Here is a 23,665-nt window from a genome sequence, read left to right as displayed (position 1 = left end):
GTGGAATCTCATCGATTCCACCGCGCGGCGTCCCCAGGAAACCCCGCGAAAACTCCGGGCGTGAGTAGCTGATATGAAAAAGACAGGGTGGGTGCCGGTGCCGGGCGGAATTGATTCGGTGGCGTCAATTGAGGCGGTTGACGTCGTGAGAACTGCCGACACGGCTCGGAGACCGGACTCGGCGGAGGTGCGGAAATCCGGCCCCGCCGGAGTACCGGCCACTTCCCGCGTACTGAGGGCGGGGGTGCGTACCGTCGTATTCCTTTGTCTGGCGACCGTGCTGACCCACGCGGCGCTCGTGTTCCTGCACATCGCGCCTTCCAACGCCGTCTCGCAGCGCTACAGCCGGCAGATCAACGCCTGGGTCTATCCGCTCTTCGAGCAGAACTGGCGGCTCTTCGCGCCTGACCCGGACTCCGTCAACCGGCAGATCTCCGCGCGCACGGCGCGCACCGCGGCCGACGGCACGGTGCGGGTGAGCGAGTGGTTCGACCTGACTGCTGTGGACAACGCGGCGGTCGAGCACAGCCCGTTTCCCAGCCACACCGCGCAGAACGAGCTGCGCCGGGCCTGGACGTCGTACCTCGAACTGCACGGCGGCAGCGACGAGTCGCGGTCGGCCCGCGCCGTGATGATGCAGAAGTATCTGCGCAACATCGCGGTGGCCCGGACGACCGACCGCCTCGGCGAAGACGCCGCGTTCATCCAGCTCCAAGTCGTCACCACGCCCATCGCCGCCCAGAGCACGGACGGTACGCGGACGGCCCAGGGGACACCGAAATCCCCCGAGACCCGGCTCCTGCCCTGGTGGAAGGTGACCCCCGATGGCAACTGAACAGCTCTCCGCACGCGACCGGACAAGACGGCTGTACGCCCTCCTGACCGAGCGGCCGATCTCGCTGTACGCCACCGCAGGGCTGCGGATCGGCTACGGCCTGCTCTATCTGGGCTTCCTGCTGCGGGAGTTCCCCCATCGCGACGAGATCTGGGGACCCGGTTCGCCCTGGACACCGGAGCTCGCGGCACAGCTCTACGACCAGACCGGCTGGGCCAGCATCCTCGCCCTCTCCGACAGCCGGAGCTACTTCGAGCTCTGCTACGCACTGGCCGTCGTCACCTCCGCGCTGTTCGCGCTCGGCTGGCGGACCCGCGCCGTCTCCCTCCTCTTCGCCGTCGTCGTGGCCTCGTTCCACTCGCGGTCCATCTTCATGACCGACGGCGGCGACAACCTCATCCTGCTGATGGCCTTCTACCTCGTCCTCACCGCCTGCGGCCGGCGCTGGTCCCTGGACGCGCGCAGAGCGGCCCGGCACGCGGCGGCGGACGTCGGCCGTACGGCGGCGCCGATCGGTCAACTCCGCGCCGCCCGGACCGTGTTGGTCACGGTGCTGCACAACTGCGGACTGATCGTCATCGCCGTCCAGGTCTGCTTCCTCTACGGATCGGCCGGCCTGTACAAGGTGCAGGGTGGCACCTGGGGCAGCGGCACCGCCCTGCACTACGTACTGAACCTCGAACTGTTCCGGCCCTGGCCCGCGCTCTCACAGATCGCGGACGAGCAGACCGTACTGCTCGCGATCACCGGTTACGCGACGGTGCTCCTCCAGGTCGCGTTCCCGTTCGTCCTGTTCGGACGGCTCAAGTACCCCGTCCTGACCATGCTGTTGGGCATGCACATCGGAATCGCGGTACTCATGGGGCTGCCGCTCTTCTCCGGCGCGATGATCGTCGCCGACCTGGTCTTCCTCCCCGACCGCTTCTACCTCGCACTGCGACGCTTGTGCAGGCAGGTGGCACAGAGCGGGCTCCGGCGCACAGGGCTGACAAAGCCCACGAGCCAGGCGCCCGAGGGGCTCCCGACCACCAACCTGCTGCCGCAGCAGAGCGGGGCCGACCGGTCCGTGATGAGTGGTCTCCGGGCGCAGTCCTCGCCACCGGCCTCGCCCTCGACGGAACTTCCGGACGCAACGCCGCCATCGTCCTCGACCAGCGCCCCCTGAACGACGCACGCAACCCGACCCGCACACTCACCAGACGTATCCGCCAACGCCACACCCCCAGCCGTACTCGGGGTCGATCTACGACGAGCGGAAGCTGCTTGGGCTCACAGGCGCGGCTCCACATGTTCCACAACTGCCCGGCCCCATCTGGGGCCGGGCTTCACGCGCTGAATCTCAGGGAGCTGCGGACTGTTGGCCAGCCGCGAGGGTCAGGGTGTGCGGGTCGCCGTCCTGAATGAGCGGTGGCACCTCACCGAGGCTGAGGTGGGTGGTGAACATCGGGTTTGTCGCCCCGGCATGGGGATGGTCGATGTCCCGGAGCCTGCCGTGCGCCGTGAGCGCGTCGAGGACCAGCTCGGGGCCGGCCAACGTGGCGGTGGGCTGGTCGTCGGCATCGAGTCCGCCGAGGACCTCGCCGGGGACGTCGGGGGTGAAGTAGGCGGACCACGTGGCGAGGGGGCCGCCGGTGTCCGTTCGGGCGGAGATCTGCCAGGCGATCGGCAGCTCGCCCAGGAGGAACGGCTCGTCCGCCAGGATCCACTGGGCCCAGCGGAGGGTGTCGGGGCTGATGTGCAGGACGGTGCTGAGTAGGACCTGCCGGTCCTGTGGTGCCTCGCGTCCGGCTCCTGCCGTCCTCGGACGACCGTCAGGTTCGTCCAGCCGAGCCTGGTGAGCGTGTCAGCCACCGTCTCGTAGAGCTGTCCGTCGTCACCGGCCAGATACCGGGGCCGGGGCCCGACCCAGAACGCTTCAGCTCCGGACCGAGTGGGTGGTTCGATCGGGAACTCGGGGGACAGGGGCGCCTCCAAAGCTAGGGGTGCGGAACTACCTGCCGCCGGCTGAGCAGCGCGGGGATGACGACTCGGTCCGCTCGGCTCGGGATACCCGCCCGCAGCCGGCCGAGCTGGATCTCAAGTGCGAGGCACGCTGCAGCGCCACGGTGGTCTGGCAGCTTTGGCCCCAAGGGCACCCGATCCACGACGAAGGCCGTGGTCAGCGACTTGGGCCTTCTTTGTTGTCTGGACCATTCCGGCCGCGCGCCATAAGGCTCCTCCGACCAGGCCGAATGGCGCCGGCGCACGTCCGAACCGGTCTCCGCCCCGACCCGGCCGCGTCGCGTGACACGACGCCGGTACGGGACACGGCGCACCGTGTCCCGTACCGGCGGTGATCAGTGGAACCAGCGGTTGCGGTTGACGACCGGGAGTCGTTCCCAGAGTGTGCTCAGGCCCCAGGTCCGGCCGGCGTAGGCGGCGGCGAGGGCGATCAGGACCACGGCGTAGACGACGTGGTAGTCGAAGATCGGGTTGCTGGACATGCTGGGCGCGCCGTCGGACAGGTGTCTGGCGGGCGGCCATTCCGCGAGCCACATCAGGCCCATCATCAATGTGCCCGCCGCCGCGGCGAAACGCAGTGCGAAACCGGCGACCAGGGTCACGCCGATCGCGAGCAGGCCGAGCATGAACAGCCAGTCCACCCAGCCCTGGCCGGCCAAGGAGTGGAAGGTGGATTCGAGCGGCCCTGCGGAGACGCCGCTCAGGAAGCCCTTGGTCGGTGAGCCTCCGTCGATCCAGGCCGCTCCGCCGGGGGTCGCGTATCCCCAGCCGAACGCCTTGTCCGCGAACGCCCAGAGGAACACCCCGCCAAGGATCAGGCGCACGACGGCAAGACTCCTCATGAGGAAGACACCCGCACCGGTTCGGACGGTGGCCGAGGTGATCGGGGTGGTCGGGGTCTGATGGGTGGTTCCCGGCTGTGAGGTCGGAGCCCGGTGCGAACCCTCGTGAATTGCCATGGTGTTGACCCCTTCGGGACGGTGGATACGGTGTGGCTGCTGCTTCCACACTCAATATCCCGCCGGCCGAGGGTGGCGCACAGCGGCGACAGGCCCTCGTCCGAGGGCCGAACGGCCCTCTCCGTCAGGGCCGTTGAGACCTCTGGAATCGCGGCAGCCCGACAACCGCGGTCGAAGGCCGTTCCGTGTCGCGTCTTCCGCCGCCGGGTCCGGGGGGTCAGCGGCGCGGGCGGCCCTCGGACGGGGCTGCGCCGTGCTGCTGCTCGTGCGCGGCGTTGGCCTGGGTGGCGAGGACCGCTGCCTGGACTCGGCGTTCGACGCCCAGTTTGGCCAGCAGTCGCGAGACGTTGTTCTTCACCGTCTTCTCGGCCAGGTAGAGGCGTTCGCCGATTTCGCGGTTCGTCAGTCCCTCACCCACGAGCGCGAGGATTTCTTGCTCGCGCTCGGTCAGGTTCGGCAGCCCGTGCGTCCGCTGTTCGGGTTCGGCCCCGCCACGCAGCCGTGCCATCACGCGCGAGGTGGTGCCGGGGTCGAGCATGGACTGCCCCGAGGCGACGGTACGGACCGCGGTGACCAGGTCCGTGCCGGTGATCTGCTTCAGGACGTATCCCGACGCGCCGGCCATGATCGCGTCGAGCAGCGCCTCCTCGTCGTCGAAGGAGGTGAGCATCAGACAGGCCAGTTCCGGCATGCGTGAGCGCAGTTCCCTGCACACCGCCACCCCGTCACCGTCCGCCAGTCGTACGTCGAGTACGGCCACCCGCGGACGCAGCGCGGGTATACGAACCAGCGCCTGCTCGGCCGTTGACGCTTCTCCCACGACAGTGAGATCAGGTTCGGCGTCCAGCAGATCGCGTACGCCTCGGCGCACCACTTCGTGGTCGTCAAGCAGAAAGACTCTCACCGGTGTTGTCGAACCCGTGTCGCGTTCTTCGTCCGTCACTGCCGTTCCCCCTCAATTCCTGCCCCCGGTCCCTCGTTGCCCTGCCCGGTGCATCCTCGTCTCAACGGGCGCCGAAAGCCACGGCCGGGCTGTCTCGCCTCGTCCCCCGGTCGCGAAAGGGCCGTACGCGTGGACCGTTCGGCCCTGGCACCGGTACGACGCCGAGGAGACGCTGGTTCTTTGACAGGTGAGCGCGCGATCGGGCAGGGCGAGAGCAAAGGTTGGGCATGATGAGCGAGCGGGACTCGCGGCCGTCGCCGACGCGGGAGACAGAGGCGCCCCGGCTGATGGAGGCGCTGGACCGTCGGGACGCACTCGATCTGCTGCGCTCGGTGTCGCTCGGCCGCCTCGTGTTCACCCAGCACGCTCTGCCGGCGATTCGTCCGCTCAACCATCTGCTGGACGGGGACGACATCATCATCCGGCTCGGTGACGGCTCCGCGCTCGCGTCTCTGGCGGCTCCGAGCACTCCTCCTGGAACCGTCGTGGCGTACGAGGCGGATGCCATCGACCCGGAGTCGCACGTGGGCTGGAGCGTCGTCGTCACCGGGTACGCGCGCCTTGTCGACGATCCTGCCGACGTCGACCGCTACCGGGATCTTCTGCGTCCGTGGGTGCCACAGACCATGAGCGATGTGCTGCGTATCCGTCCCCAACTGATCACCGGGTTCAGGCTCGTCCCAGCAACAGGCCACCCTGCGGCCGGCTGAGAGGAACTGCCGTCGGACAACTGTCCCGCCCCGTTCCCGGCCGGCCGCCGCCGGTGGTGAGGTGCGTTCCCGCCGCCGGTGGTCAGGCGCTTTCCTGCTGGAGCAGGGGAGCGCGCCATACGAACCGGCTGCCGCCGCCGGCGGGAGTCTCGATCGTGAAAGTTCCCCTCACGCCCTGGGCCCGCTCGGAGAGATTCCGCAGACCGCTGCGACGTCCGTCGCTCGGGGTGCCCCGCCCGTTGTCCGTGACGATGAGGATCACCTCGTCCGCGGTGGCCTGGAGACCGACCTCCACCCGAGTGGCGTGCGCGTGGCGTGCGGCGTTGCTCAACAGCTCGCCCAGCACGGCGTGCACGTGGTCGGCGACCGTCGGCGGCACGTCGGTGTCCAGGAGCCCTTCCATGCTCAGGCGGGGCGGGAACCCGAGCGCGGACGCCGCTTCACCGGCTGAGCGCGCGGCCCGCGCTCGGAGGCTGCGCCCGCTCTCCTCACCCCTGACGCGCAGGCCGAAGATCGTGGTGCGGATGATTTTGATCGTCTCGTCCAGGTCGCCGACGGCCCGGGTGAGCCTTTCGGCGGCCCCGGGGTGATCCACCAGCCGAGCGGCGCTCTGCAAGGTCATCCCCGTGGCGAACAGCCGCTGGATCGCCAGATCGTGCAGATCGCGTGCGATACGGTCGCGGTCCTCCAGCAGCGTCAGCAGTTCGGTGTCGCGGCGTCGCTCGGCCAACTCCAGGGCGACAGCGGCCTGGCCGGCGAAGACAAGCAGCGGATCGATCTCGCTGTCCGTGAAGACCGGCTCCCCCGCGGACCGGACCAGCAGCAGCACTCCGAGTCCGTGCTCCGCGGTGCCCAGAGGGACGGCGACGGCGGGCCCCAGCCCGGAGTGATCGCCGGTCTTGTCGGCGAAGCGGTCGTCGTCCGCCAGACAGGCCGTCGCGACAGGGCCGCCCGTGCGGTGGGCGGCGCCGGGCAGCGTGCCGTCGACCGGAATGACCAGAGCGCGCCGTTCTTCCGCTCTCCCTCCGGCCGCGAGCTCCACGACGAGGGTGTCGGTTTCGGGCACGGGAACGCAGACATCGGCGAGCTCGGCGCCCGTGAGTTCTCCGGCACGGCCGGCGATGAGACCGAGAACCTCCGCTCGCGGACTGCCGGAGAACAGGCTGTTGGTGATTTCCGCGTTCGCCCGCTGCCACCGCTGCTGGCGCCTCACACCCTCGTACAGGCGGGCGTTGTCGATAGCCACACCCGCCGCCACCGACAGCGTGGATATGACTCCCTCGTCCTCGGTGTCGAAGTCCTGCCCGCCGCGCTTGTCGGTCAGGTACAGATTGCCGAACACCTGATCACGCACCCGGATCGGCACTCCGAGGAACGTCCGCATCGGCGGGTGCCGGGCGGGGAAACCGTACGACGCCCCGTGCGCGGCCAAGTCCCCGAGCCGCAGCGGTTCCGGATTGCGGATCAGCTCACCGAGCAGACCGTGCCCCGCGGGCAGTGGGCCGATCGCCTCGATCGCCTCATCGGCGAGGCCGACCGTCAGGAACTGCGACAGCTTGCGGCCGTCCGGTCCGATCACTCCAAGGGCCGCGTAGCGGGCATCGACGAGGACCGCGGCAGCCTCCACGATTCGCCGCAGAACCTGGGCGAGGTCCAGCTCACGCCCCACCGAGACGACCGCCTCCAGCAGACTGTGAACCCGGTCCCTGGTACCGCGGGCGGCATCGATACGGACCTGCAGCTCGTCCAGGAGCTCGTCGAGCCGCATCTTCGGTATCTGAGAGAACGGATCCTGCTCGCCCACCGGTGTTCCTCCGCAGCCTGGACCGGAAAGCAGACTAGCGGCCCTGTGAGCCCAGGGGGGGTACGGCGTCGGGCAGGACATCTCCCGGCTTCATGAATGCGGCTCCCGGCATGGAGGCCCGCCTCCCGGGACACTTCCCTCGACCGTCCGTGACCAGGGAGTCTTCGCCTGACGACGGGTGCCTACCGTCCGGACGGGCCGTCGGTTCGTCCGGGGCCGGCTCCGTGGCCGGGCGGGGTGGGGCCGACGGGAACCAGCAGGACCGGGCAGCGCGCGTGATGCAGCAGCGCGTGCAGGGTGCGCATGTGTGAGCCCTTGGCACCGCACTGACGGCGGGCGACGACCACCACATCGGCGCCGGCCGTGGCGCCGACCACTTCGCTGTCGGCCAAGGGGATGGCCGCAGGCCCGATCCCGTTACGGCCCTGTCCCTCGCCGGCCGGGCACGCCGCTTCGGTGGCACGAGCCGTGGAGTACGGCGCGGCGGCGCTGGAAGGCCGGTAGTGCGCGGTGTGTACGAAGCGCAGGTGGGCACCACGCCGTACGGCCTCCTCGAAGGCGAAGCCGGCGGCTTCGATGTCGTCGTCGCTTCCCACGGCGAACAGCACCTCTCCCGCTTCGACATGACCGGCGAAACGGCCGGCGCCGACCACGAGGACGGGGCAGGGACTCCGTTCGGCGACACGCTGGGCCACCGATCGCGACACCAGCGAGGCCGGAGCGCCCATGGCGCGCGTGCCGACGACGAGGAGCGCCGCGTCCCTGCCCCGGGCCACCAGGGCAGCGGCAGGACCGGCGACTACGGCCGTAAGGCGGACGGCAACTTCCGGACGGCGCGCGGCGACCCGGTCCGCCGAGGTTGTCAGGACCGGTCCGGCCATGTCCGGGTCGGGCACGGCGTACACGATCTCCAGAGGCACCGACCGGCGCCTCGACTCCTCGGCCGCCGCGTCCAGCGCGCGGGTCGCGACGACCGACCCGTCGACGCCCACAACCACATGGTTCTCAAGCATGTGCGCTCTCCCCTCACGACCGTCCGGGCCCTCGACCGGACCCCGCGCCCAACTCTGGTGCGTGGAAAGGCGTCTGGCAGGAGTCGACCGGCCCCGTCCGAAGGACCGACCGGCCCTACCCCGGGGCGGACGGCCGGTGTCACGGTGCGTAGTACAACATCCTTACTGGATACGGAAGGTGGTGGGAACGGTGGAGTTCCCCCTGGTGGTCGGCGTCGACGGCTCCCTGTCGAGTCTGCGGGCCGTGGACTGGGCCGCGGACGAGGCGATACGTCACATGCTGCCGCTGCGCGTGGTGCACGCCCATCTCTGGGAGCCGCACGAGAGCACCCGGTCTCCCCTCGGCACAGGCGAGTCGCGGACCGGATCCTGGGCCGAAGCCGTCGTCACCGGAGCCGCCGAGCGGGCCCGGCTCCGTCAGCCGGAGCTGAAGGTCTCCAGCACCGTGCTGCCCGACGCCGCCGTGCCCGCACTCCTGCGCGAAAGCGACGAGGCTTACGCCGTCGTCGTCGGCAGCAGAGGGCACGGCACCCTCGCCGGACTCCTCCTCGGGTCGGTCGGCCTCCAACTGGCCGCCCGCGCGGCAGGTCCGGTCATCGTCGTACGGGGGACGCGACCCAATCACCGAGTCCCCTTCAACCAGGTGGTACTGGGCGTCCACGACGCCGAACGCGACTCCGCCGCGGCGGAGTTCGCCTTCGCCGAGGCCCAAGCGCGCGACGCCCGACTGCACGCGGTCCACGCGTGGAGACCCCCGGCCTACGTACTGCCCGACATCCCGGTCCCCCCGGACCTGCTCACAGAGACCCGAGACCGCCAGGCACGAGAGCTGCTCACCATGGCGCTGCAAGAGCCCTCCCGCCGACACGAGTCGGTGCGCGTGATTCCGGAAGCCTTCAACGGCGCGGCCCGCGAGGGTCTGCTGGGAGCGGCGGCCTCAGCAGACCTCGTGGTGATCGGCGCCCGCCGCCGGCACACCTCACCCGCCATGCAACTCGGCAGCGTCAACCACGCGGTACTCCATCACGCACCCTGCCCGGTGGCGCTGGTCCCCCAGCGCACCTGACCCCCGAGAACAAAACCGGCCCTGAGCCCGCAGGACAACGGCCGCCACTGGCGCACTCCCTCAAACAGCAGGGGCACGTAGGAGCCGGTCGCGGGTACTTTCGGGCAGCACGTGGCGTAGGACCGGTGCGGTGCTGCTGAGGGATGCGGCGAAGGCGGCGACGAGGTCGTGCGGCACGCCGGCGGAGAACGACGCGGCCCACAAGTACGGTGCGCCGAGCGCGGGTTCCGCCCACGCCTGCCATCCGGCCGGTCCCGTCTCGTCATGCGCGAGGGTCAGGGTGTGCGGGTCACCGTCCTGGATGAAGCGTGTTGGGGGCAACCCCTCACGAGTTCGAATCTCGTACCCGCAGCCATTGCTCTCACCGGGCAATAGTCGAAGGCCCGCCGTCGCTGGCGATGGCGGGCCTTCGACGTACGTGGTTGAGGCCAGGTGGCCCACTCCCTGAAGAGTTCGAAACCGCGCCGCATCAACCGCGCCGCGTCATCGCGACCGCGTCACGTGAGACGACGGATCTTGAGCTTCCGCCGGACTCCGGCACCGTCAACGAGGACGTCGGCCTGTCCAGGGCCGACATCCCCGCCACTCCCGCGACACCGCAGGCTGCACCCTGAGGGTCATCCCGCGGGCGGGAAGGGCGTCGCCGGGGTCAGCAGGTGCTTGGTGCGGGCTTGTTGGTGAAGCGGTCCGCGAGCCAGGGGAGGCCCTCCGTGCTGGTGGCCTCCGTCGCGGCGATGTGGCCGGGGATGTAGTTGCCGGTGAACTTGACGGTGGTGCCGCGGCGGCACCAGTCGGCGGCCAGGTTCTTGCCGACCTGTTGGGGGATGACGTCGTCCAGGGCGCTGTGGGAGAGCAGGACGGGTACGGCGGGCTTGCGCTTGCCGAGCTGCTGGTCGGCCACGATCGCGTCCCAGGGGGCGCGCTTGAGGCGCTCGGTGAGCGGGCGCCCGTCCGTGGTCAGGAAGCGGGAGTTGAGGAAGGGGTACTTGGCGAGGGCCTGTGTGGTGCACAGGTTGTCGCGCAGGTCGTTCGTGACGCGTTTGCCGTGGGCGGTCAGGTACGGGTCGATGTCGACGCCGTACGCGGTGGCCAGGCCGGAGAGGGCGTAGTTGAAGAACGCCCCGTAGGCGGAGCCGTCCATGCTGTCGGCCACCTTGTTCATGTCCGCCGGCGGAGCGCCGACGACGGCGCCCTTGATCTTTAGTTCGGGCGCGTAGGTGGGGGCGAGTTCGGCGGCGGACGCCGTCGCGCCGCCGCCCTGGGAGTAGCCGTAGAGCGCGACCGGACCGGCGTCGGGGAGATCGACGGCGTCCAGGCGCTGGGCGGCGCGGACGGAGTCCAGGACGGCGCGGCCCTGGGCCTCGCGGGTCATGTAGGTGTGGATCCCGGGTGTGCCCAGCCCCTGATAGTCCGTCACGACCACGGCGTAGCCCTTGTCGAGGAGCTTCTTGATGGGCTGTGCCTCGTACTCGGTGCCTTCGGCCAGTTGGCGGGAGGGTGCGCACTTGTCCGCGAGGCCCTGGGTGCCGGGGGCGAAGGCGACGATCGGGCGCTGGGCGTGTGGGGAGGTCGTGGGGTTCAGTACGGTGCCGGTGACGGCGATGGCCTTCCCGACGCGGTCGGTGGTGCGGTACATGATCCGGTGGGCCGTCGCCTTGGCCTTGAACGCCTTGAGCGGATCCAGGTGGAAGACGCCCGGCTCCGAGCTGAGTACGTCGCCGTTGGCGGCGGGCAGGGCCATCGGCCGCTGCTGCGGGAGCGGTTGGCCGGCGGCGACCGCATCGCCGGCCGGCACGGTGAAGGTGAGCACGGCGGAGGCCGCGGCGGTGAACGCTGCCACAGCCCGCCCGCCCAGGACACGACGACAAACCACGAAGGCTCCTCGGTCGGAGAATCAGGAGATCCACTGACTACCCGAGGCACGGCCCTCGACGACGCAGATACGCCGAAGCCGCACTTATGGACCAAAGTGATCCCAGAGCGACCACGCCCGGACGCGACAGAACCGTGCCCGGCGGCTACTTCCTGCCCACCAGCTTCTTGAGCCTTCCCATCGTCGTCACCTTGGGCTCGGCCTCGTACGCCTTCCTCAGTTGTGCGAAGTGATCGGCGCGGGTCCGGCTCAGGTACTCGTCCGTCTGGAGTCGCTTGGCGATCGACCAGGCGCGCTTGTGCTGGCCGTCGTAGTGGCAGACGAAAGCCTTGCCCATCTCCAGCACGGACTTGAAGGGGATGCCGTCGGTGTGGTCGCGGTCGACGCGGTCCTGGACGTCGGAGATCAGCGCGAGCTTCTCGTCGACGGTGTAGTCGTCCTCGGTGATGCGCTTCATGACGTCGTCGGGGATCGGCCGCGTCACCTCGAAGGCGAGCGTGGAGCGGATCGGCGGGCCCGCGATCTCGATGTACGGCAGCAGGGCGCCGGTGCTGTGGTGCAGCCACGGCAGGCGCGGACCCGCGAAATCCTGGTGGAGTACGACGGTCCCGGGCCGCATGCGCGTGAGGAATCGCTCCGACACGCACTGGAAGACCCGGTCGGTCTTGGCTATGTCGATGTGCAGGAACTCGACCGGGCTGGTGTCCTTCGGGTCCGAGGTCTGCCACAGGTCACCGGCGTGGATCTCCATGAACGGCAGGAACGGATCCAGGCGCCTCTTGAAGTCGTCCAGGAACGAGTTGTCCTCCGCGGGCACGTGGCCGGCGTCGAAGAACTTCTCCGTGGCGTACGTGCCCTTGCCGACGCGGAAGAAGTCGTACGAGTGCAGGCGTCCCGTCTTCTCGTTGAACAGGGGGCTCTCGTGCAGGCCGAGCGCGAGCGCGTACGTCGATCCGCCGCCCCCCGAGCCCAGTTCGACGATGCGGTCCTGGCCCGTGAGGTGGTGCCGGCCCACCAGGTACAGGAACTTCAGCTCCCATTTGCTGCACTGGGTGTACGGCAGGTTCTCCGGCAGCTCCACGCTGTCGAAAAGGGAGTAGAGCTGGCCGAGCTTCGTCATGAGTGCCTCACGGGATTCTTTGGTTAGGCGGTGTCCACGACCCTAGGGAATTGGGCACTGTTTCACCATTAATTCAATCGAGTAACTCGATGATTGACTCAGCTTTCCATGCATTTCCCGTGGAATTAACCCCCGCGCCACTGAGCATTGGAGGGCGATCAGGGGTCCCCGGACGCCCGGCCGACGGATCAGTGCTCTGTGGCCGACATGGATTCGATCTCCTTGAGTACGAGGTCGGGACGGTCTTTCGGTACGTCGTGTGAACTGCCCTCGGCGGTGACGAGCGTTCGGTCGGGCCCGGCCTCGGTGAACGCGGCTGCGGCGTCGCGCCAGTGCTGGGCGTCCTCGGGGGATCCGTCGAGCGGGGTTTTCTCCGACACTATGACCGTTGCCGGTACCGAGTCCGGCCAGGTGACCTTGTGGAATTCCTGGTGCGCCGGGGCGAAGCCCTCCGCGGTGGAGATGAGTTGGCGGTTCGCCGGCTTGTCGGGGTCCTTCATCGCGGCGTCGACCTGCGGTTTACTCACGGCCACGAGACGCGGAATCTGCTCGTCCGTGAAGAACGGGGGAAGGTTGGCGTCGACCAGGACCGCGCCGGAAAGCATCCGTGGGTAGTCCTTGGCGAAGTAGTTCGCGATCTCGCCGGCCTGGGAGTGGGACACCAGGGTCACGTTCTCGGTGACGCCCAACTCGTCGAGCCCCGCCTTGAGGTCGTCGACAGCACTCTCGACCTTCCACGGGCCGGGCACCACGTCGCTCTTGCCGAGGCCGGCCCGGTCGTAGGTGATGACGGTGGCGCCGGTGGCCGCGTGGAGCTTGGGGACGAGGTCCTTCCACTGGGAGGAGTCCTCGCCGCCGCCCGAGTCGAGGACGATCGTCCGGTCGTCGCCGGTGCCCGGTGTGACGTGGAAGGCCAGCCGGTGACCGTCGTTGGTGATCATGCGCAGCTTCGACACGCCTGCCGGACCGGCTCCGGACGAGGGCGAGGCTGTGGCCGAGGCCGGGGCAGGGGCAGGGGCCGCCGCCGACGCGGCGTGCTCGGGGGCGGAGTCGTTGTCGCCGCAGGCCGTGAGGGTGCCGACGGTCAGGGTCAGCAGGGCGAGGGCCGGCAGAACACGGTGGGTGGACCGGCGCCTGCCGGGAGTGTCGGAAGTGCGAGGAGGGCGGGGAGTGCGGGGAGTGCGGGACATGGTCATCCTTCGGCGGCTGAGACTGACTGAGGAGGCGCTGTGCCTGTCAGTCCCATCCTTCGGTGACCTGGCCGATCACAGAATCCGGCTGCCATGTCTGCTGGTGGTGCCGCTGATGCCCGTGCGTACGGGGGGTTAGCCCCCGCAGGCGGCCGGCGCCGGCGCGGGACCGCCGCCGGTCGCGTACCCCGGGAGGGCTCGCGACACGGCGGCGGCTGCTACTGCTGTTGGCGGAACCTCTAGCCCCGGGTGGGGACGTAGTCGAAGTTCGGCGTGAGCGTCCCGAACAGGCTGCCGACGCGCGGCGCCTCACCGCCCGTCACCGAGGCGAACAGGTCGGCGGCCTCCTGCGTCAGGTAGAAGGGGGCCTGCTTGATGCGGAAGCCGGTGAAGCTGGGGCGGGCCCCGGCCATCACCTCGGTGTAGGTGGACTCGGCGATCGAGACCTCCTCGGAGAGCCGCTTCCCGTCGACCGACACGCCCGCCGAGTAGGCCGGGGTCGGCATCACGCGGATGAAGGTGGACTGCAGCGTGACGGTCTTGCCGGACGCCTGGTGGTGGAAGCGCAGCCCGCCGGGGTAGAAGATCCGGCCCTTCGAGTCGAGACCGTCACCGGCCGTCGATCCGATCGGCATGGAGAAGCCACGACGGTCCGCGTCCATGCGGAACGGGCTGATGGCTTCGAGCGTGATGCCCTCGCGCTGCATCCACGCGAGCGCTTCGTTCCCCAGGGCCACCTGCGCGTCTCCCCACGGGGAGATGTAGGCGCCCGGGAAGGGCTCGGCGACGGCGACCTCGGGGGCGGCCGACGACCGCTGCGGGGCGGCTGCCCCGGCGGCGGTCATGCCGAGCGGCACGGTGAGTGCGGCCACTGCGGCCAGGACGGTGAGACGACGGAGTGCGCGCATACGTATGAGCTCTTTCTCTGCTGCTGACGTGAAGCGTGTCCTGGATCCAGGACACGCCGGAACCCAACAAAGCTGCGCAACACCAGAGTTCGTCTGAGGTCAACCGTGACGACGGAGGCGCATCTTTTAGCCAGGTATGCCCATTGATGCATAGAAGTGCGCGTTTTTAACCGTTCGTTAGCCCAGGGGACGGAAGAAATCAGCACGATGCGGTGATGCGGAGCGGCATTGGCCATTCGAAGATCAACAGCGCCTCACTCTGGTGGAACTCCCCCACACACAGCACTGGAGAACGTCATGCCCGAAATGGCAAGCACTCCTGCGTCCGACCGCCCCGCCGGCCGGCGGCCGGGACTCCCCTGCCGAAGCCCCGGCCCCACCCGCCGGAAGCTCGGAGCACTCGCCGCGGCCACCGTCGCCCTGACCGCCGCGTCGGTGGCGGGCCCGCTCACCGGCGTCGGCGAGGCGGGCGGCCACATCGACGCGCCCTCCTCACTGCGGGACACCGCGACGGACATCACCGACGTCTACGCCTTCACCAGCCCCGAGGACACCGGCACGGTCACCCTCATCGCGAACGTACGGCCCTTCCAACTGCCGGGGACGGCGGCCAACGCGCTGGTCGACCACCCGTTCGCGACGGGGGCTCGGTACGAGATCCATACGGACGCCGACGGGGACGGAGCGCCCGACGCGACCTACCGCTGGACGTTCCGCAACGAGGACCGCCGCCCGTTCGGGGCGGGTCCGAAAGTCGGTCCGCTGCCCGTGAACTCCCTGGACGACCGGTCGCTGGGTGTCCGGCAGAAGTACACCCTGGAGAAGGTCGCCGCCGACGGCACCGCCACGACACTGCTGCGCGACGCCGTCGCCGCCCCCACCCATACGGGGCGCGCCCTGATGCCGAACTACGGCAAGCTGCGCACCCAGGCGATCCGGGACCTGCCGGGCGGTGGCCGTACGGTCGCCACGCAGGCGGCGGAGTCGTTCAAGGCGGACACCCAGGTCTTCGGCCTGTTCGTCGCCGGGACCTCGGGGCCGGTGCCCGGCTGGCTGCCCGACGCCCAGCCGCTGTCCGCCCTCAACGTGAACAGCCTGGTGCTCCAGGTGCCCAAGAGCGAGGTGGCGCTGGCCGGTGACGCGCGGCGCAATCCGGTCGTCGGCGTCTGGTCGTCCGTCTCGCGCGAGGGTGCGGACCTCGGCCGGAGCCTGGCCGCGCAGGCCCCCTCGTACCGGCAGGTCTCCCGCAACGGCACCCCGCACGTCGCCTTCGCCGTCCACGGGTCGACCGTCGGGCTCGCGAAGCCGGGCGGGCCGGAGGACCGTTTCCAGGCCCGCGCCCCGAAGGACGACCACCTGGACGCCGACTTCCTGGCGGCGACGCTCGACCCCGTACCGCCGCAGCGCATCGAGCGAGCCCAGGGCCGCAAGGCTCCGGCGACTCCGCGCCGCGACATCCAGGCCCTGCTCCTGAAGGGCATCGGGAAGTCCAACGGGTCGTTGTTCGGCTTCGACCTCAACAGCCACACCATGAACGCCGACGCCGATCCGTCGCGGATCGTGCTCGCCGAGCAGCTGCGGCTCAACCTCACCACCCCGGTGACCGCGGCCCCCAAGGCGCACGGCGTGCTCGACGGCGACCTCCAGGGCTTCCCCAACGGGCGGCGCCTCAACGACAACATCGACGGGCCGCTGATCAGGATGCTGGAGGGCGAGCCCGCGGGGCCGTCCGCGCGCGACCTGCTGCCCGACCCTGTCGTACGCCTCGAACCTGCCGACGCGCAGACCACGTTCCCCTACCTCAACCTCCCGCACGCGGGCCCGTGAGGCGTCTGATCACCGCGGCGGGCGGAGCGGTGGCCGTGGCCGGCTGTGTGGCGGGACTCCTGTATCTGGGACCCGCCACCGGGAGCCCCACGGCCACCGCCCCGGCCGCTACCGCGCCTGCCGGGGGTGCTCCCGGCGGAAGTGCTCCTGTCGGGGGTGCTCCTGTCGGGGACGCTCTCGCGGCAGGCGCGCTCGACACCGCCAGGAAGCGTACGGAGACCTACCCCCGGGACCCGGTGGGCTGGGCGGCGCTCGCCCGCGCCGAGATCGAACAGGCCCGGACCACCCTGGACGCGGCCCGGCTGGAGGCCGCCGACCGCGCCCTGCGCCGCTCCCTGGCCCTGGACACGACCGGCAACTACGCCGCCGACGTCGGCCGGGGGCAACTGGCCAACGCACGGCACCAGTTCGCCCAGGGCCGCGAACACGGTCTGCGCGCCACCCGGATGGCACCGGACCGGCCCGACGGTTACGCCGTACTGGCCGACGCGGAGATCCAGCTCGGCCACTACCCGGCGGCGCGCGCCGCCGCGCAGCGCCTGCTCGATCTGGCGCCCGCCTCCGCGTCGTACAGCAGGGCGGCCTACGACCTGGAGACGAACGGCAGGCCGGCCGATGCCGCCATCGCCCTGAACCGGGCCGTGGACAGCGCGTCCACGACCGGCGAACGCGCCTTCGCGCAGACGCGGTTGGGTGACCTGGCCTGGTCGCGCGGGGAGCCGGACCGGGCGGCGAAGCACTACCGGTACGCCCTGGACACCGAGCCGGAGTATCCGTACGCGGTCGCGGGGGCGGCCAGGGTGCTCGCGGCGCGGGGTGAGCCGGACAAGGCGCTCGACACGTACGAACGGCTGACTGCACGGACTCCGCTGCCGCAGTTCCTGCTGGAAGCGGTCGAGCTGCGAGCCTCGATGCCCGACGTCTCCAGTGCCTCCAGGGCCTCCAGGGCCGGTTCCGGTGAGTCCGGATCGGGCGGAGAGGCGGCCGCGCTGGCCGCCCAGGTGCGGCTGCTGCGCGCGGACGGCGGCCCCGTCGACCCGCAGTTGGCGCTGTTCGCCGCCGACCACGGCGACCCGGCAGTCGCGGTGGAGCTGATGCGCGGGGAGTGGAAACGCACCCGCAGTGTGATCACGGCCGACGCCCTGGCCTGGGCACTGCACCGGGACGGGCGGGACGGCGAGGCCCTGGAGTACGCGCGGCGGGCGGCGGCGACCGGCTGGGAGAACGCGCTGTTCCGCTACCACCGGGGTGCGATCGAACAGGCCCTCGGCCTGCCCGGGGCCCGGCGCCACCTGCGCGCGGCGCTGGAGACGAACCCGCACTTCTCTCCCTACCATGCCGCGCGGGCCCGGGAGTTGACCAGGAAGTGAGTCGGGCTCGGGCTCGGGCAGGCGGCGACGGCCCCCTGCGGTGCGCACCGCAGGGGGCCTGAAGCCGAGAACCGGGCCGGGATCAGTCGCGGCCGAAGACCTTCCTGGTGGAGCCCAGGTCCAGGAGCGCCGTCTCTCCCGTGGCGTTGTCCAGGCCGTCGTTGTCCGTCACCGCGTAGACCTCACCGTCACCGGCCACCGTCAGGCCCTCCAGCTTCTCCTGGGTCCAGCCGTTCGTGGCGCGCAGGTCGGGCAGCACGTCGTGGGCGAGCTTCTTCGGGAGCACCGGCAACTGGCCCGCGGGGGCGGCGGACTTGGGGAGGTCGACCGTGTACACCCGCTTGATCTTGGCGGACGGGCCGTTGAGTTTGTCCCGTTCGATGACGGCGAGCTTGTCCCCGACCACGGTGATCTCGGAGAGGCCGATCCAGTCGCCCGGGGTGGTGGTGGCGCCGATCCGGTAGCCGTACCAGCTCCAGGTGCCGGCCGCGACGTCGTACCGGCCGAGCCGGACGGTGCCGGCCGGGTCGGTCTTGACCTCGCGTTGCAGCGTGGCCCAGACCACCTCGTGACCGGTGCGGTCGGTGGTCGCGGTGACCCCCTCGAAGCCCTGTCCCGCGAGCCCCGCGGCGACGTCCGCCGGCAGGGGGACGACCTGCTGGGTCTTGCCGGTCCTGTCGAGCCGGACCAGTTTGTTGCCCGCGCCGGTCGTGCCCTCCACCGCGAGCCAGAAGCCGCCCTGCGGACGGGCGTGGATGCCCTCCGCGTCGTAACCGATCGGCCGGCCGTCGGCGCCCTTGACGGTCAACGAGCGGGTGATGAGCGCCGGTTGGCGCGCCACGTCGACCGTGAGGATCTTGGTGGTGGAGTACGCGGCGTCGGTGACGCTGTAGAGCTGGTGCGACCGGCCGGGTACGGCGGAGAGCGCGCCGAGCGCGCCCCAGCCGATCGGCGCGGCGGAGCCACCGGAGTCGGTGGAGTCCGTGGCCGAGACGATGCTCGGGAACGCGGGAGTGTGCCTGCCCAGACGGAAGAGGCTCACCGAGGCCCGTACGTTGACCGAGGCGTCGTCCTCCTCGCTGGAGACCGCGAGCAGGTCGCGTGACGGGATCGGCAGCAGTCCCTCGGGGCCGTTGGTGGTGGCCAGGACCTGGCGGAAGACCGGGGCGGTCGGCCGGCTCAGGTCGTAGACGGCGACGAAGTTGCTCCGCTCCGAGCTGACGAAGGCGTAGCGCACGCCGTCGTACTCGGCGACCGCCAGACCCTCCGGCTCCGTGCCCTTCTTCTCCGCGCGGTCCTCGTTGTGCAGTCCGTGGCGAACGGCGATCGACTCGAAGCTGTTGCCCGCGTCCCAGACGACCTTGCCGGTACGGCTGTCGAAGATGGACCAGCCCCGGGTGCCGCCGCGCCAGTCGCCCTCGTTGGCGGTCGCCAGGTAACGGTCGTCGATCCAGCCGACCGAGTCGGGCTCGCGCGGTACGTCGGTGATCGAGCCGGTCAGGTCGATCACGCCGTCCTCGACCGTGTCGATGCCGTCGACCGACGCCGTACCGGCGCTGAAGGCTTTCGTGATCCGGCCCGTCGGGAGATCCAGCAGGACGACGCCGTTGTTCTCCTGCAGCGTCACCACGAGTTGGTCGCGGCCGTTGATGGAGACGTACTCCGGCTCCGGGTCGGTCGGCTCGGTGATCCCGGCGGCGGCCAGGGCGGGCAGTGCCCTGCCGTCCGGCTGCGTGAGCGGTACGGCGCGGGTACGCCAGCGCGTCGGCGCGTCGCCCTTGAGGTCGACGATCTGCACGAAGCCGGCCGGGAGTTGGGGCAGGTCGCCCGCCTCGCCTCCGGGCGGGGTCGCCTCCTCGTCGCGCTCGTTCTCGATCGCGATGGCGGCGTACCGCTTGTCCTTGCTGATCGCGATGGAGTCGGGCTGGCCGCCGAGGTCGTAACTCGCCACCCGCCGGCGGTCGCGCAGCGAGATGACGTCGAGCCGGCCGGACGGGTCGGTGTAGCCGGCGCTGGTGTTCACCACCACCAGGACGTACCTGCCGACGACGGCTATCGAGGTCGGCTCGTCCTCGACGTTGCCGAGTTCGGCGAGCGACAGCGTGCCGAGCCCGCGCGGACGGTCGGGCCGGCCGATGTCGAGGAAGCCGATCCGCCGGGCCGCCGCGTCCGTGTGGACGAGGGTCCGGCCGTCCTCGCTCGTCGCCGAGATCTCGGCGACGGTCGGGGAGGCCGGGTCCTCGCCGGCCGGCCGGTTCTGGAAGACCGGGTAGGTGGCGGTGCGGTCGAAGGCGAGCGGCCGCCGCGGCTCCTGGTGCGCGCTCGCCGCGCCCGTACCGGCCAGCGCGCCGGCGGCGACAGCTACGGCCACGAGCGCGGCGTGGGTTCTCTTGAGGTGCATCGTCTCTCCGTTGGGCGACAGGGCAGGGGAGTCAGGAGGGGGGCGGGGCAGGCAGGATCGTGCCACCTGCGAGCGAGCACGGAGCGGCGTCCGGGTGAACAGTCGCCGTTGGACAGCCGTTGGACAGCCGCTGGTGAGCACTGGGGCGCCGGGATCGAGTCCCGCGGGTTTTACGGACGGACGGCGTGGGCCGCCACGGACTGCGCTCAACTGCCGTCGCGGGGGCGGTGGATGGTGAAAAGGAGCCCGGCCGACGCGGCGACGATCAGGCCGAGGAAGCCGGGATGCATGTCCTTGGTCAGGCTCTCCGCGCCGTCGGGCCGGGTCAGCCATACGACGAGCGGGATCGCGAACATGACGGCGACGAGTGCCGCCGCCAGGCGGACCGCCCGGTCGGAGACCCCGCGGAGAGCGCCGACCAGCGCGATCGTGACCGGGACGATCGACACCAGGGCGAACCCGCCGACCACCATGAGGGGAACCGCCCAGGCGGAGATGGTCACCGGCAGGGGCACACGTCGGCCCGTACGGGCGGCCGAGTCGGCCGAGTGGAGTGACTGGAGTGGGGTCGACATGGCTTTCCTCACAAGGGGTGACGGGGGCCGAGACGGCGCTGCGCACGGGGCAGTGCCGCGACCACCGCCCACGCCCCAGGTGCTCCTGCTGCTCCCGGGTGCCGCTGACGCTAGCGAGGTGGAGAAAAATTGTGCAGTGTCAGATTTTCTTCACACAGGACGGGCAGAGCCCGCGATACGTGACCTCGACCTCGGACACCGTGAACCCGAACCGTTCCCCCGCCGGCAGACCGGCCAGCGGATCGCCGGTGGGGTGGACGTCCCGGATGGTGCCGCAGCCGGAACAGACCAAGTGCTGGTGCGGGTGGTGCGCGTTGGGGTCGTAGCGCATGGCGCGGCCCTCGGCGGAGACCTCCATGACCTCGCCGATGGAGACGAGTTCGCCCAGGGTGTTGTAGACCGTCGCCCGGGAGATCTCGGGCAGCAGCCGCGTGGCGAGGGTGTGCACCTCGTCGGCCGTGAGGTGTACGTGATCGCCGTCGAGGACCTGGGCGACGACCCGGCGCTGGGAGGTCATCCGCCAGCCACGCCCTCGCAGTCGCTCCAGCAGGTCACTCATGTCGGTTCACCTGTTCAGGTTCGGGACACCAGAGGTTCGCCCATGGATGTCCGGATTTTGGCTGAATCCCACTGAATATACTCTTAGTTCGCTTCTTGACTTGGACTCTGTCCATCGTAGGATCGGTTCCGGCCGCCTGAGTACCGCCCGCGTACCACCCGCGTACCGACTGAGTACCGTAATCCGCCTGGTCCGGAAGGATTCCCATGTCTGAGAACCATGATGCAATCGTCGTAGACGCGAAGTCGGAGGGTGAAGGCGGCTGCCCCGTCGCACACGGCCGGGCCCCGCACCCGACTCAGGGCGGCGGAAACCGCGAGTGGTGGCCGGAACGGCTGAACCTCAAGATCCTCGCCAAGAACCCCGCCGTGGCCAACCCCCTCGGTGAGGACTTCGACTACGCCGCGGCGTTCACCTCCCTCGACCTGCCCACCGTGAAGCAGGACATCGCGGAGGTGCTGACGACCTCGCAGGACTGGTGGCCCGCCGACTTCGGCCACTACGGCCCCTTCATCATCCGCATGGCCTGGCACAGCGCCGGCACGTACCGCATCAGCGACGGCCGCGGCGGCGCCGGAGCCGGCCAGCAGCGCTTCGCCCCCCTCAACAGCTGGCCGGACAACGGAAACCTCGACAAGGCGCGCCGGCTGCTGTGGCCGGTGAAGAAGAAGTACGGCCAGAGCCTGTCGTGGGCCGACCTCATGATCCTCGCCGGCAACGTCGCCCTGGAGACGATGGGCTTCGACACCTTCGGCTTCGCCGGCGGTCGCCCGGACGTCTGGGAGCCGGAGGAGGACGTCTACTGGGGTCCCGAGTCCACCTGGCTCGGCGACGAGCGCTACACCGGTGACCGGGAGCTGGAGAGCCCCCTCGGCGCGGTCCAGATGGGTCTCATCTACGTCAACCCCGAAGGCCCGAACGGCAGCCCCGACCCGCTCGCCTCGGCCCGCGACATCCGCGAGACCTTCCGCCGGATGGCGATGAACGACGAGGAGACGGTCGCGCTCATCGCCGGCGGCCACACCTTCGGCAAGACCCACGGCGCGGGCCCGGCGGACAACGTCGGCGACGACCCCGAGGCCGCCCCGATCGAGCAGCAGGGCTTCGGCTGGAAGAACAGCTTCGGCACCGGCAAGGGCGGCGACACCATCACCAGCGGCCTTGAGGGCATCTGGACGAACACCCCGATCACCTGGGACAACAGCTTCCTGGAGATCCTGTACGGCTACGAGTGGGAGCTGTTCACCAGCCCCGCCGGCGCCAACCAGTGGCGGCCGAAGGACGGCGGCGGCGCCGGCTCCGTACCCGACGCCCACGACGCGTCGAAGAGCCACGCGCCGACGATGCTCACCACCGACCTCGCGCTGCGCGTCGACCCGGCGTACGAGCAGATCTCGCGGCGGTTCCTCGCGAACCCGGCGGAGTTCGCGGACGCCTTCGCGCGCGCCTGGTTCAAGCTGACGCACCGTGACATGGGCCCGATCGTGCGCTACCTCGGCCCGGAGGTCCCGGCCGAGACGCTGGTGTGGCAGGACCCGCTCCCCGCCGTGACGGACGAGCTGGTCGACGCCGAGGACATCGCCTCCCTCAAGGAGCAGATCCTCGCCTCGGGCCTGTCGGTGTCCCAGCTGGTGTCCACCGCCTGGGCGTCCGCCTCGACCTTCCGCGGCAGCGACATGCGCGGCGGCGCCAACGGCGCGCGTATCCGCCTCGAACCGCAGAGCGGCTGGGAGGCCAACGACCCCGACCGCCTCGCGACGGTGCTCCGCACCCTCGAAGGCATCCAGGAGACCTTCAACTCCGGCCCGAACGGCGGAAAGCGGGTCTCGCTCGCCGACCTGATCGTGCTCGCGGGAGCCGCGGCCGTCGAACAGGCCGCCAAGACCGCCGGCTTCGACATCGAGGTCCCCTTCACGCCGGGCCGCGCGGACGCGACGCAGGAGCAGACGGACGTGGAGTCGTTCGCCGCTCTGGAGCCGGCCGCCGACGGATTCCGCAACTACCTCGGCAAGGGCCAGCGGCTGCCCGCCGAGTTCCTGCTGATCGACCGGGCGAATCTGCTGACCCTGAGCGCCCCCGAGCTGACGGTCCTCGTGGGTGGCCTGCGCGTCCTGGGCGCGAACTACCAGGAGTCGTCGCTCGGTGTCCTCACGGCGACCCCCGGGTCGCTGACCAACGACTTCTTCGTCAACCTGCTCGACCTGGGTACGACGTGGAAGGCGACGTCCGAGGACGCGAACACGTTCGAGGGCCGCGACTCCGCCACCGGCGAGGTCAAGTGGACCGGCAGCCGCACCGACCTCGTCTTCGGGTCGAACTCCGAGCTGCGCGCGGTCGCGGAGGTCTACGCGAGCGACGACGCGAAGGAGAAGTTCGTGAACGACTTCGTCGCGGCGTGGACGAAGGTCGCGAACCTGGACCGGTTCGACCTCGTCTGATCCCGACGGGCCACGACGGCCCCGACGGCCCATGACGGGCCGTGGCAACCACGACAGCCAGGCCGTCCCGCGG

Annotated in this window: 18 protein-coding genes and 2 pseudogenes; 7 read left to right on the top strand and 13 right to left on the bottom strand. The window is 70.3% G+C overall.

Annotated features, from left to right (window positions below; translation table 11 throughout):
- Nucleotides 1-244: 244 nt before the first annotated feature.
- A complete protein-coding gene (locus ACFUN8_RS29510; protein WP_383644026.1) occupies nt 245-835 on the top strand; it encodes a DUF5819 family protein in 591 nt (196 codons plus the stop codon).
- Nucleotides 825-2,000: an HTTM domain-containing protein gene (locus ACFUN8_RS29505; RefSeq protein ID WP_383644023.1), complete on the top strand. Its 1,176-nt coding sequence runs from the start codon at nt 825-827 to the stop codon at nt 1,998-2,000. Before ACFUN8_RS29510 ends, ACFUN8_RS29505 begins: the two co-directional genes overlap by 11 nt.
- Nucleotides 2,001-2,180: 180 nt before the next feature.
- On the opposite strand, the pseudogene ACFUN8_RS29500 reads toward ACFUN8_RS29505, so the two are convergent.
- From ACFUN8_RS29500 to ACFUN8_RS29490, 3 genes and pseudogenes are all read right to left on the bottom strand, one after another.
- Nucleotides 2,181-2,809 (bottom strand): annotated as a pseudogene (locus tag ACFUN8_RS29500) (DUF317 domain-containing protein); the annotation flags it as partial.
- Between the two features lie 362 nt (nt 2,810-3,171).
- Nucleotides 3,172-3,795, bottom strand: coding sequence for a hypothetical protein (locus ACFUN8_RS29495; RefSeq protein WP_383644020.1), 624 nt, complete (start codon nt 3,793-3,795; stop codon nt 3,172-3,174).
- A 217-nt stretch (nt 3,796-4,012) separates the two neighbouring features.
- Nucleotides 4,013-4,738: a response regulator gene (locus ACFUN8_RS29490; protein WP_383644017.1), complete on the bottom strand. Its 726-nt coding sequence runs from the start codon at nt 4,736-4,738 to the stop codon at nt 4,013-4,015.
- A 230-nt stretch (nt 4,739-4,968) separates the two neighbouring features.
- Between ACFUN8_RS29490 and ACFUN8_RS29485 the strand changes: the two genes are divergently transcribed.
- Complete coding sequence (locus ACFUN8_RS29485; RefSeq protein ID WP_383644014.1) at nt 4,969-5,448, top strand: pyridoxamine 5'-phosphate oxidase family protein; 480 nt, start codon at nt 4,969-4,971, stop codon at nt 5,446-5,448.
- A gap of 82 nt (nt 5,449-5,530) precedes the next feature.
- On the opposite strand, the gene ACFUN8_RS29480 is transcribed toward ACFUN8_RS29485, so the two are convergent.
- Together ACFUN8_RS29480 and ACFUN8_RS29475 are read right to left on the bottom strand one after the other, a co-directional pair.
- On the bottom strand, nt 5,531-7,216 hold the full coding sequence (locus tag ACFUN8_RS29480; RefSeq protein ID WP_383644029.1) for a GAF domain-containing protein: 1,686 nt from the start codon (nt 7,214-7,216) through the stop codon (nt 5,531-5,533).
- A gap of 218 nt (nt 7,217-7,434) precedes the next feature.
- On the bottom strand, nt 7,435-8,265 hold the full coding sequence (locus ACFUN8_RS29475; protein ID WP_383644010.1) for a universal stress protein: 831 nt from the start codon (nt 8,263-8,265) through the stop codon (nt 7,435-7,437).
- Nucleotides 8,266-8,455: 190 nt separating this feature from the next.
- On the opposite strand from ACFUN8_RS29475, the gene ACFUN8_RS29470 reads away from it, so the two are divergent.
- On the top strand, nt 8,456-9,331 hold the full coding sequence (locus tag ACFUN8_RS29470; protein WP_383644007.1) for a universal stress protein: 876 nt from the start codon (nt 8,456-8,458) through the stop codon (nt 9,329-9,331).
- Between the two features lie 60 nt (nt 9,332-9,391).
- Here the strand turns inward: ACFUN8_RS29470 and ACFUN8_RS29465 are convergent.
- From ACFUN8_RS29465 to ACFUN8_RS29445, 5 genes and pseudogenes are all read right to left on the bottom strand, one after another.
- Nucleotides 9,392-9,652: pseudogene (locus tag ACFUN8_RS29465) on the bottom strand (DUF317 domain-containing protein); the annotation flags it as partial.
- A gap of 328 nt (nt 9,653-9,980) precedes the next feature.
- Entirely contained in the window at nt 9,981-11,171 is a 1,191-nt protein-coding gene (locus ACFUN8_RS29460) for an alpha/beta fold hydrolase (RefSeq protein ID WP_383644004.1), read from the bottom strand.
- 178 nt (nt 11,172-11,349) lie between these two features.
- Nucleotides 11,350-12,324 (bottom strand): hypothetical protein, encoded by a 975-nt coding sequence (locus tag ACFUN8_RS29455; protein WP_383644001.1) that lies wholly within the window; start codon nt 12,322-12,324, stop codon nt 11,350-11,352.
- A gap of 188 nt (nt 12,325-12,512) precedes the next feature.
- A complete protein-coding gene (locus ACFUN8_RS29450) occupies nt 12,513-13,514 on the bottom strand; it encodes an alpha/beta fold hydrolase (protein ID WP_383643998.1) in 1,002 nt (333 codons plus the stop codon).
- A 239-nt stretch (nt 13,515-13,753) separates the two neighbouring features.
- On the bottom strand, nt 13,754-14,422 hold the full coding sequence (locus ACFUN8_RS29445) for a hypothetical protein (protein ID WP_383643995.1): 669 nt from the start codon (nt 14,420-14,422) through the stop codon (nt 13,754-13,756).
- A 306-nt stretch (nt 14,423-14,728) separates the two neighbouring features.
- On the opposite strand from ACFUN8_RS29445, the gene ACFUN8_RS29440 reads away from it, so the two are divergent.
- Nucleotides 14,729-16,249 carry a DUF4331 domain-containing protein gene (locus tag ACFUN8_RS29440; protein ID WP_383643992.1) on the top strand — a complete coding sequence of 507 codons (1,521 nt, stop codon included), beginning with the start codon at nt 14,729-14,731 and terminating at the stop codon, nt 16,247-16,249.
- Entirely contained in the window at nt 16,246-17,619 is a 1,374-nt protein-coding gene (locus tag ACFUN8_RS29435) for a tetratricopeptide repeat protein (protein ID WP_383643989.1), read from the top strand. The genes ACFUN8_RS29440 and ACFUN8_RS29435 overlap by 4 nt, the downstream gene beginning before the upstream one ends.
- An 82-nt stretch (nt 17,620-17,701) precedes the next feature.
- Here ACFUN8_RS29435 and ACFUN8_RS29430 read toward each other — a convergent pair whose 3' ends face one another.
- The 3 genes from ACFUN8_RS29430 to ACFUN8_RS29420 all read right to left on the bottom strand — a co-directional run bounded on the left by ACFUN8_RS29430 (nt 17,702) and on the right by ACFUN8_RS29420 (nt 21,154).
- The gene (locus tag ACFUN8_RS29430; RefSeq protein ID WP_383643986.1) at nt 17,702-20,020 is read right to left on the bottom strand and encodes an esterase-like activity of phytase family protein; all 2,319 of its coding nucleotides are present in this window, start codon (nt 20,018-20,020) and stop codon (nt 17,702-17,704) included.
- Between the two features lie 206 nt (nt 20,021-20,226).
- Complete coding sequence (locus ACFUN8_RS29425; protein ID WP_383643984.1) at nt 20,227-20,595, bottom strand: hypothetical protein; 369 nt, start codon at nt 20,593-20,595, stop codon at nt 20,227-20,229.
- A gap of 139 nt (nt 20,596-20,734) precedes the next feature.
- Nucleotides 20,735-21,154, bottom strand: coding sequence for a Fur family transcriptional regulator (locus ACFUN8_RS29420; protein ID WP_383643981.1), 420 nt, complete (start codon nt 21,152-21,154; stop codon nt 20,735-20,737).
- 206 nt (nt 21,155-21,360) lie between these two features.
- Here ACFUN8_RS29420 and katG point away from each other — a divergent pair, with 206 nt between their 5' ends.
- A complete protein-coding gene (gene katG / locus ACFUN8_RS29415; protein ID WP_383643978.1) occupies nt 21,361-23,592 on the top strand; it encodes a catalase/peroxidase HPI in 2,232 nt (743 codons plus the stop codon).
- The last annotated feature ends 73 nt before the right edge of the window (nt 23,593-23,665 follow it).

This window comes from Streptomyces sp. NPDC057307 (assembly GCF_042667665.1).
GTDB lineage: Bacteria > Actinomycetota > Actinomycetes > Streptomycetales > Streptomycetaceae > Streptomyces.
This window is presented reverse-complemented; position numbering and strand designations above follow the sequence as displayed.

Bases quoted from the DNA above. Each gene is read 5' to 3' on its own strand.
- ACFUN8_RS29445 (WP_383643995.1), bottom strand. From the start codon at position 14,422: ATGCGCGCACTCCGTCGTCTCACCGTCCTGGCCGCAGTGGCCGCACTC.
- ACFUN8_RS29440 (WP_383643992.1), top strand. From the start codon at position 14,729: ATGGCAAGCACTCCTGCGTCCGACCGCCCCGCCGGCCGGCGGCCGGGA.
- ACFUN8_RS29495 (WP_383644020.1), bottom strand. From the start codon at position 3,795: ATGGCAATTCACGAGGGTTCGCACCGGGCTCCGACCTCACAGCCGGGA.
- ACFUN8_RS29455 (WP_383644001.1), bottom strand. From the start codon at position 12,324: ATGACGAAGCTCGGCCAGCTCTACTCCCTTTTCGACAGCGTGGAGCTG.
- ACFUN8_RS29480 (WP_383644029.1), bottom strand. From the start codon at position 7,216: ATGCGGCTCGACGAGCTCCTGGACGAGCTGCAGGTCCGTATCGATGCC.
- ACFUN8_RS29420 (WP_383643981.1), bottom strand. From the start codon at position 21,154: ATGAGTGACCTGCTGGAGCGACTGCGAGGGCGTGGCTGGCGGATGACC.
- katG (WP_383643978.1), top strand. From the start codon at position 21,361: ATGTCTGAGAACCATGATGCAATCGTCGTAGACGCGAAGTCGGAGGGT.
- ACFUN8_RS29450 (WP_383643998.1), bottom strand. From the start codon at position 13,514: ATGTCCCGCACTCCCCGCACTCCCCGCCCTCCTCGCACTTCCGACACT.
- ACFUN8_RS29505 (WP_383644023.1), top strand. From the start codon at position 825: ATGGCAACTGAACAGCTCTCCGCACGCGACCGGACAAGACGGCTGTAC.
- ACFUN8_RS29425 (WP_383643984.1), bottom strand. From the start codon at position 20,595: ATGTCGACCCCACTCCAGTCACTCCACTCGGCCGACTCGGCCGCCCGT.
- ACFUN8_RS29475 (WP_383644010.1), bottom strand. From the start codon at position 8,265: ATGCTTGAGAACCATGTGGTTGTGGGCGTCGACGGGTCGGTCGTCGCG.
- ACFUN8_RS29430 (WP_383643986.1), bottom strand. From the start codon at position 20,020: ATGCACCTCAAGAGAACCCACGCCGCGCTCGTGGCCGTAGCTGTCGCC.
- ACFUN8_RS29485 (WP_383644014.1), top strand. From the start codon at position 4,969: ATGAGCGAGCGGGACTCGCGGCCGTCGCCGACGCGGGAGACAGAGGCG.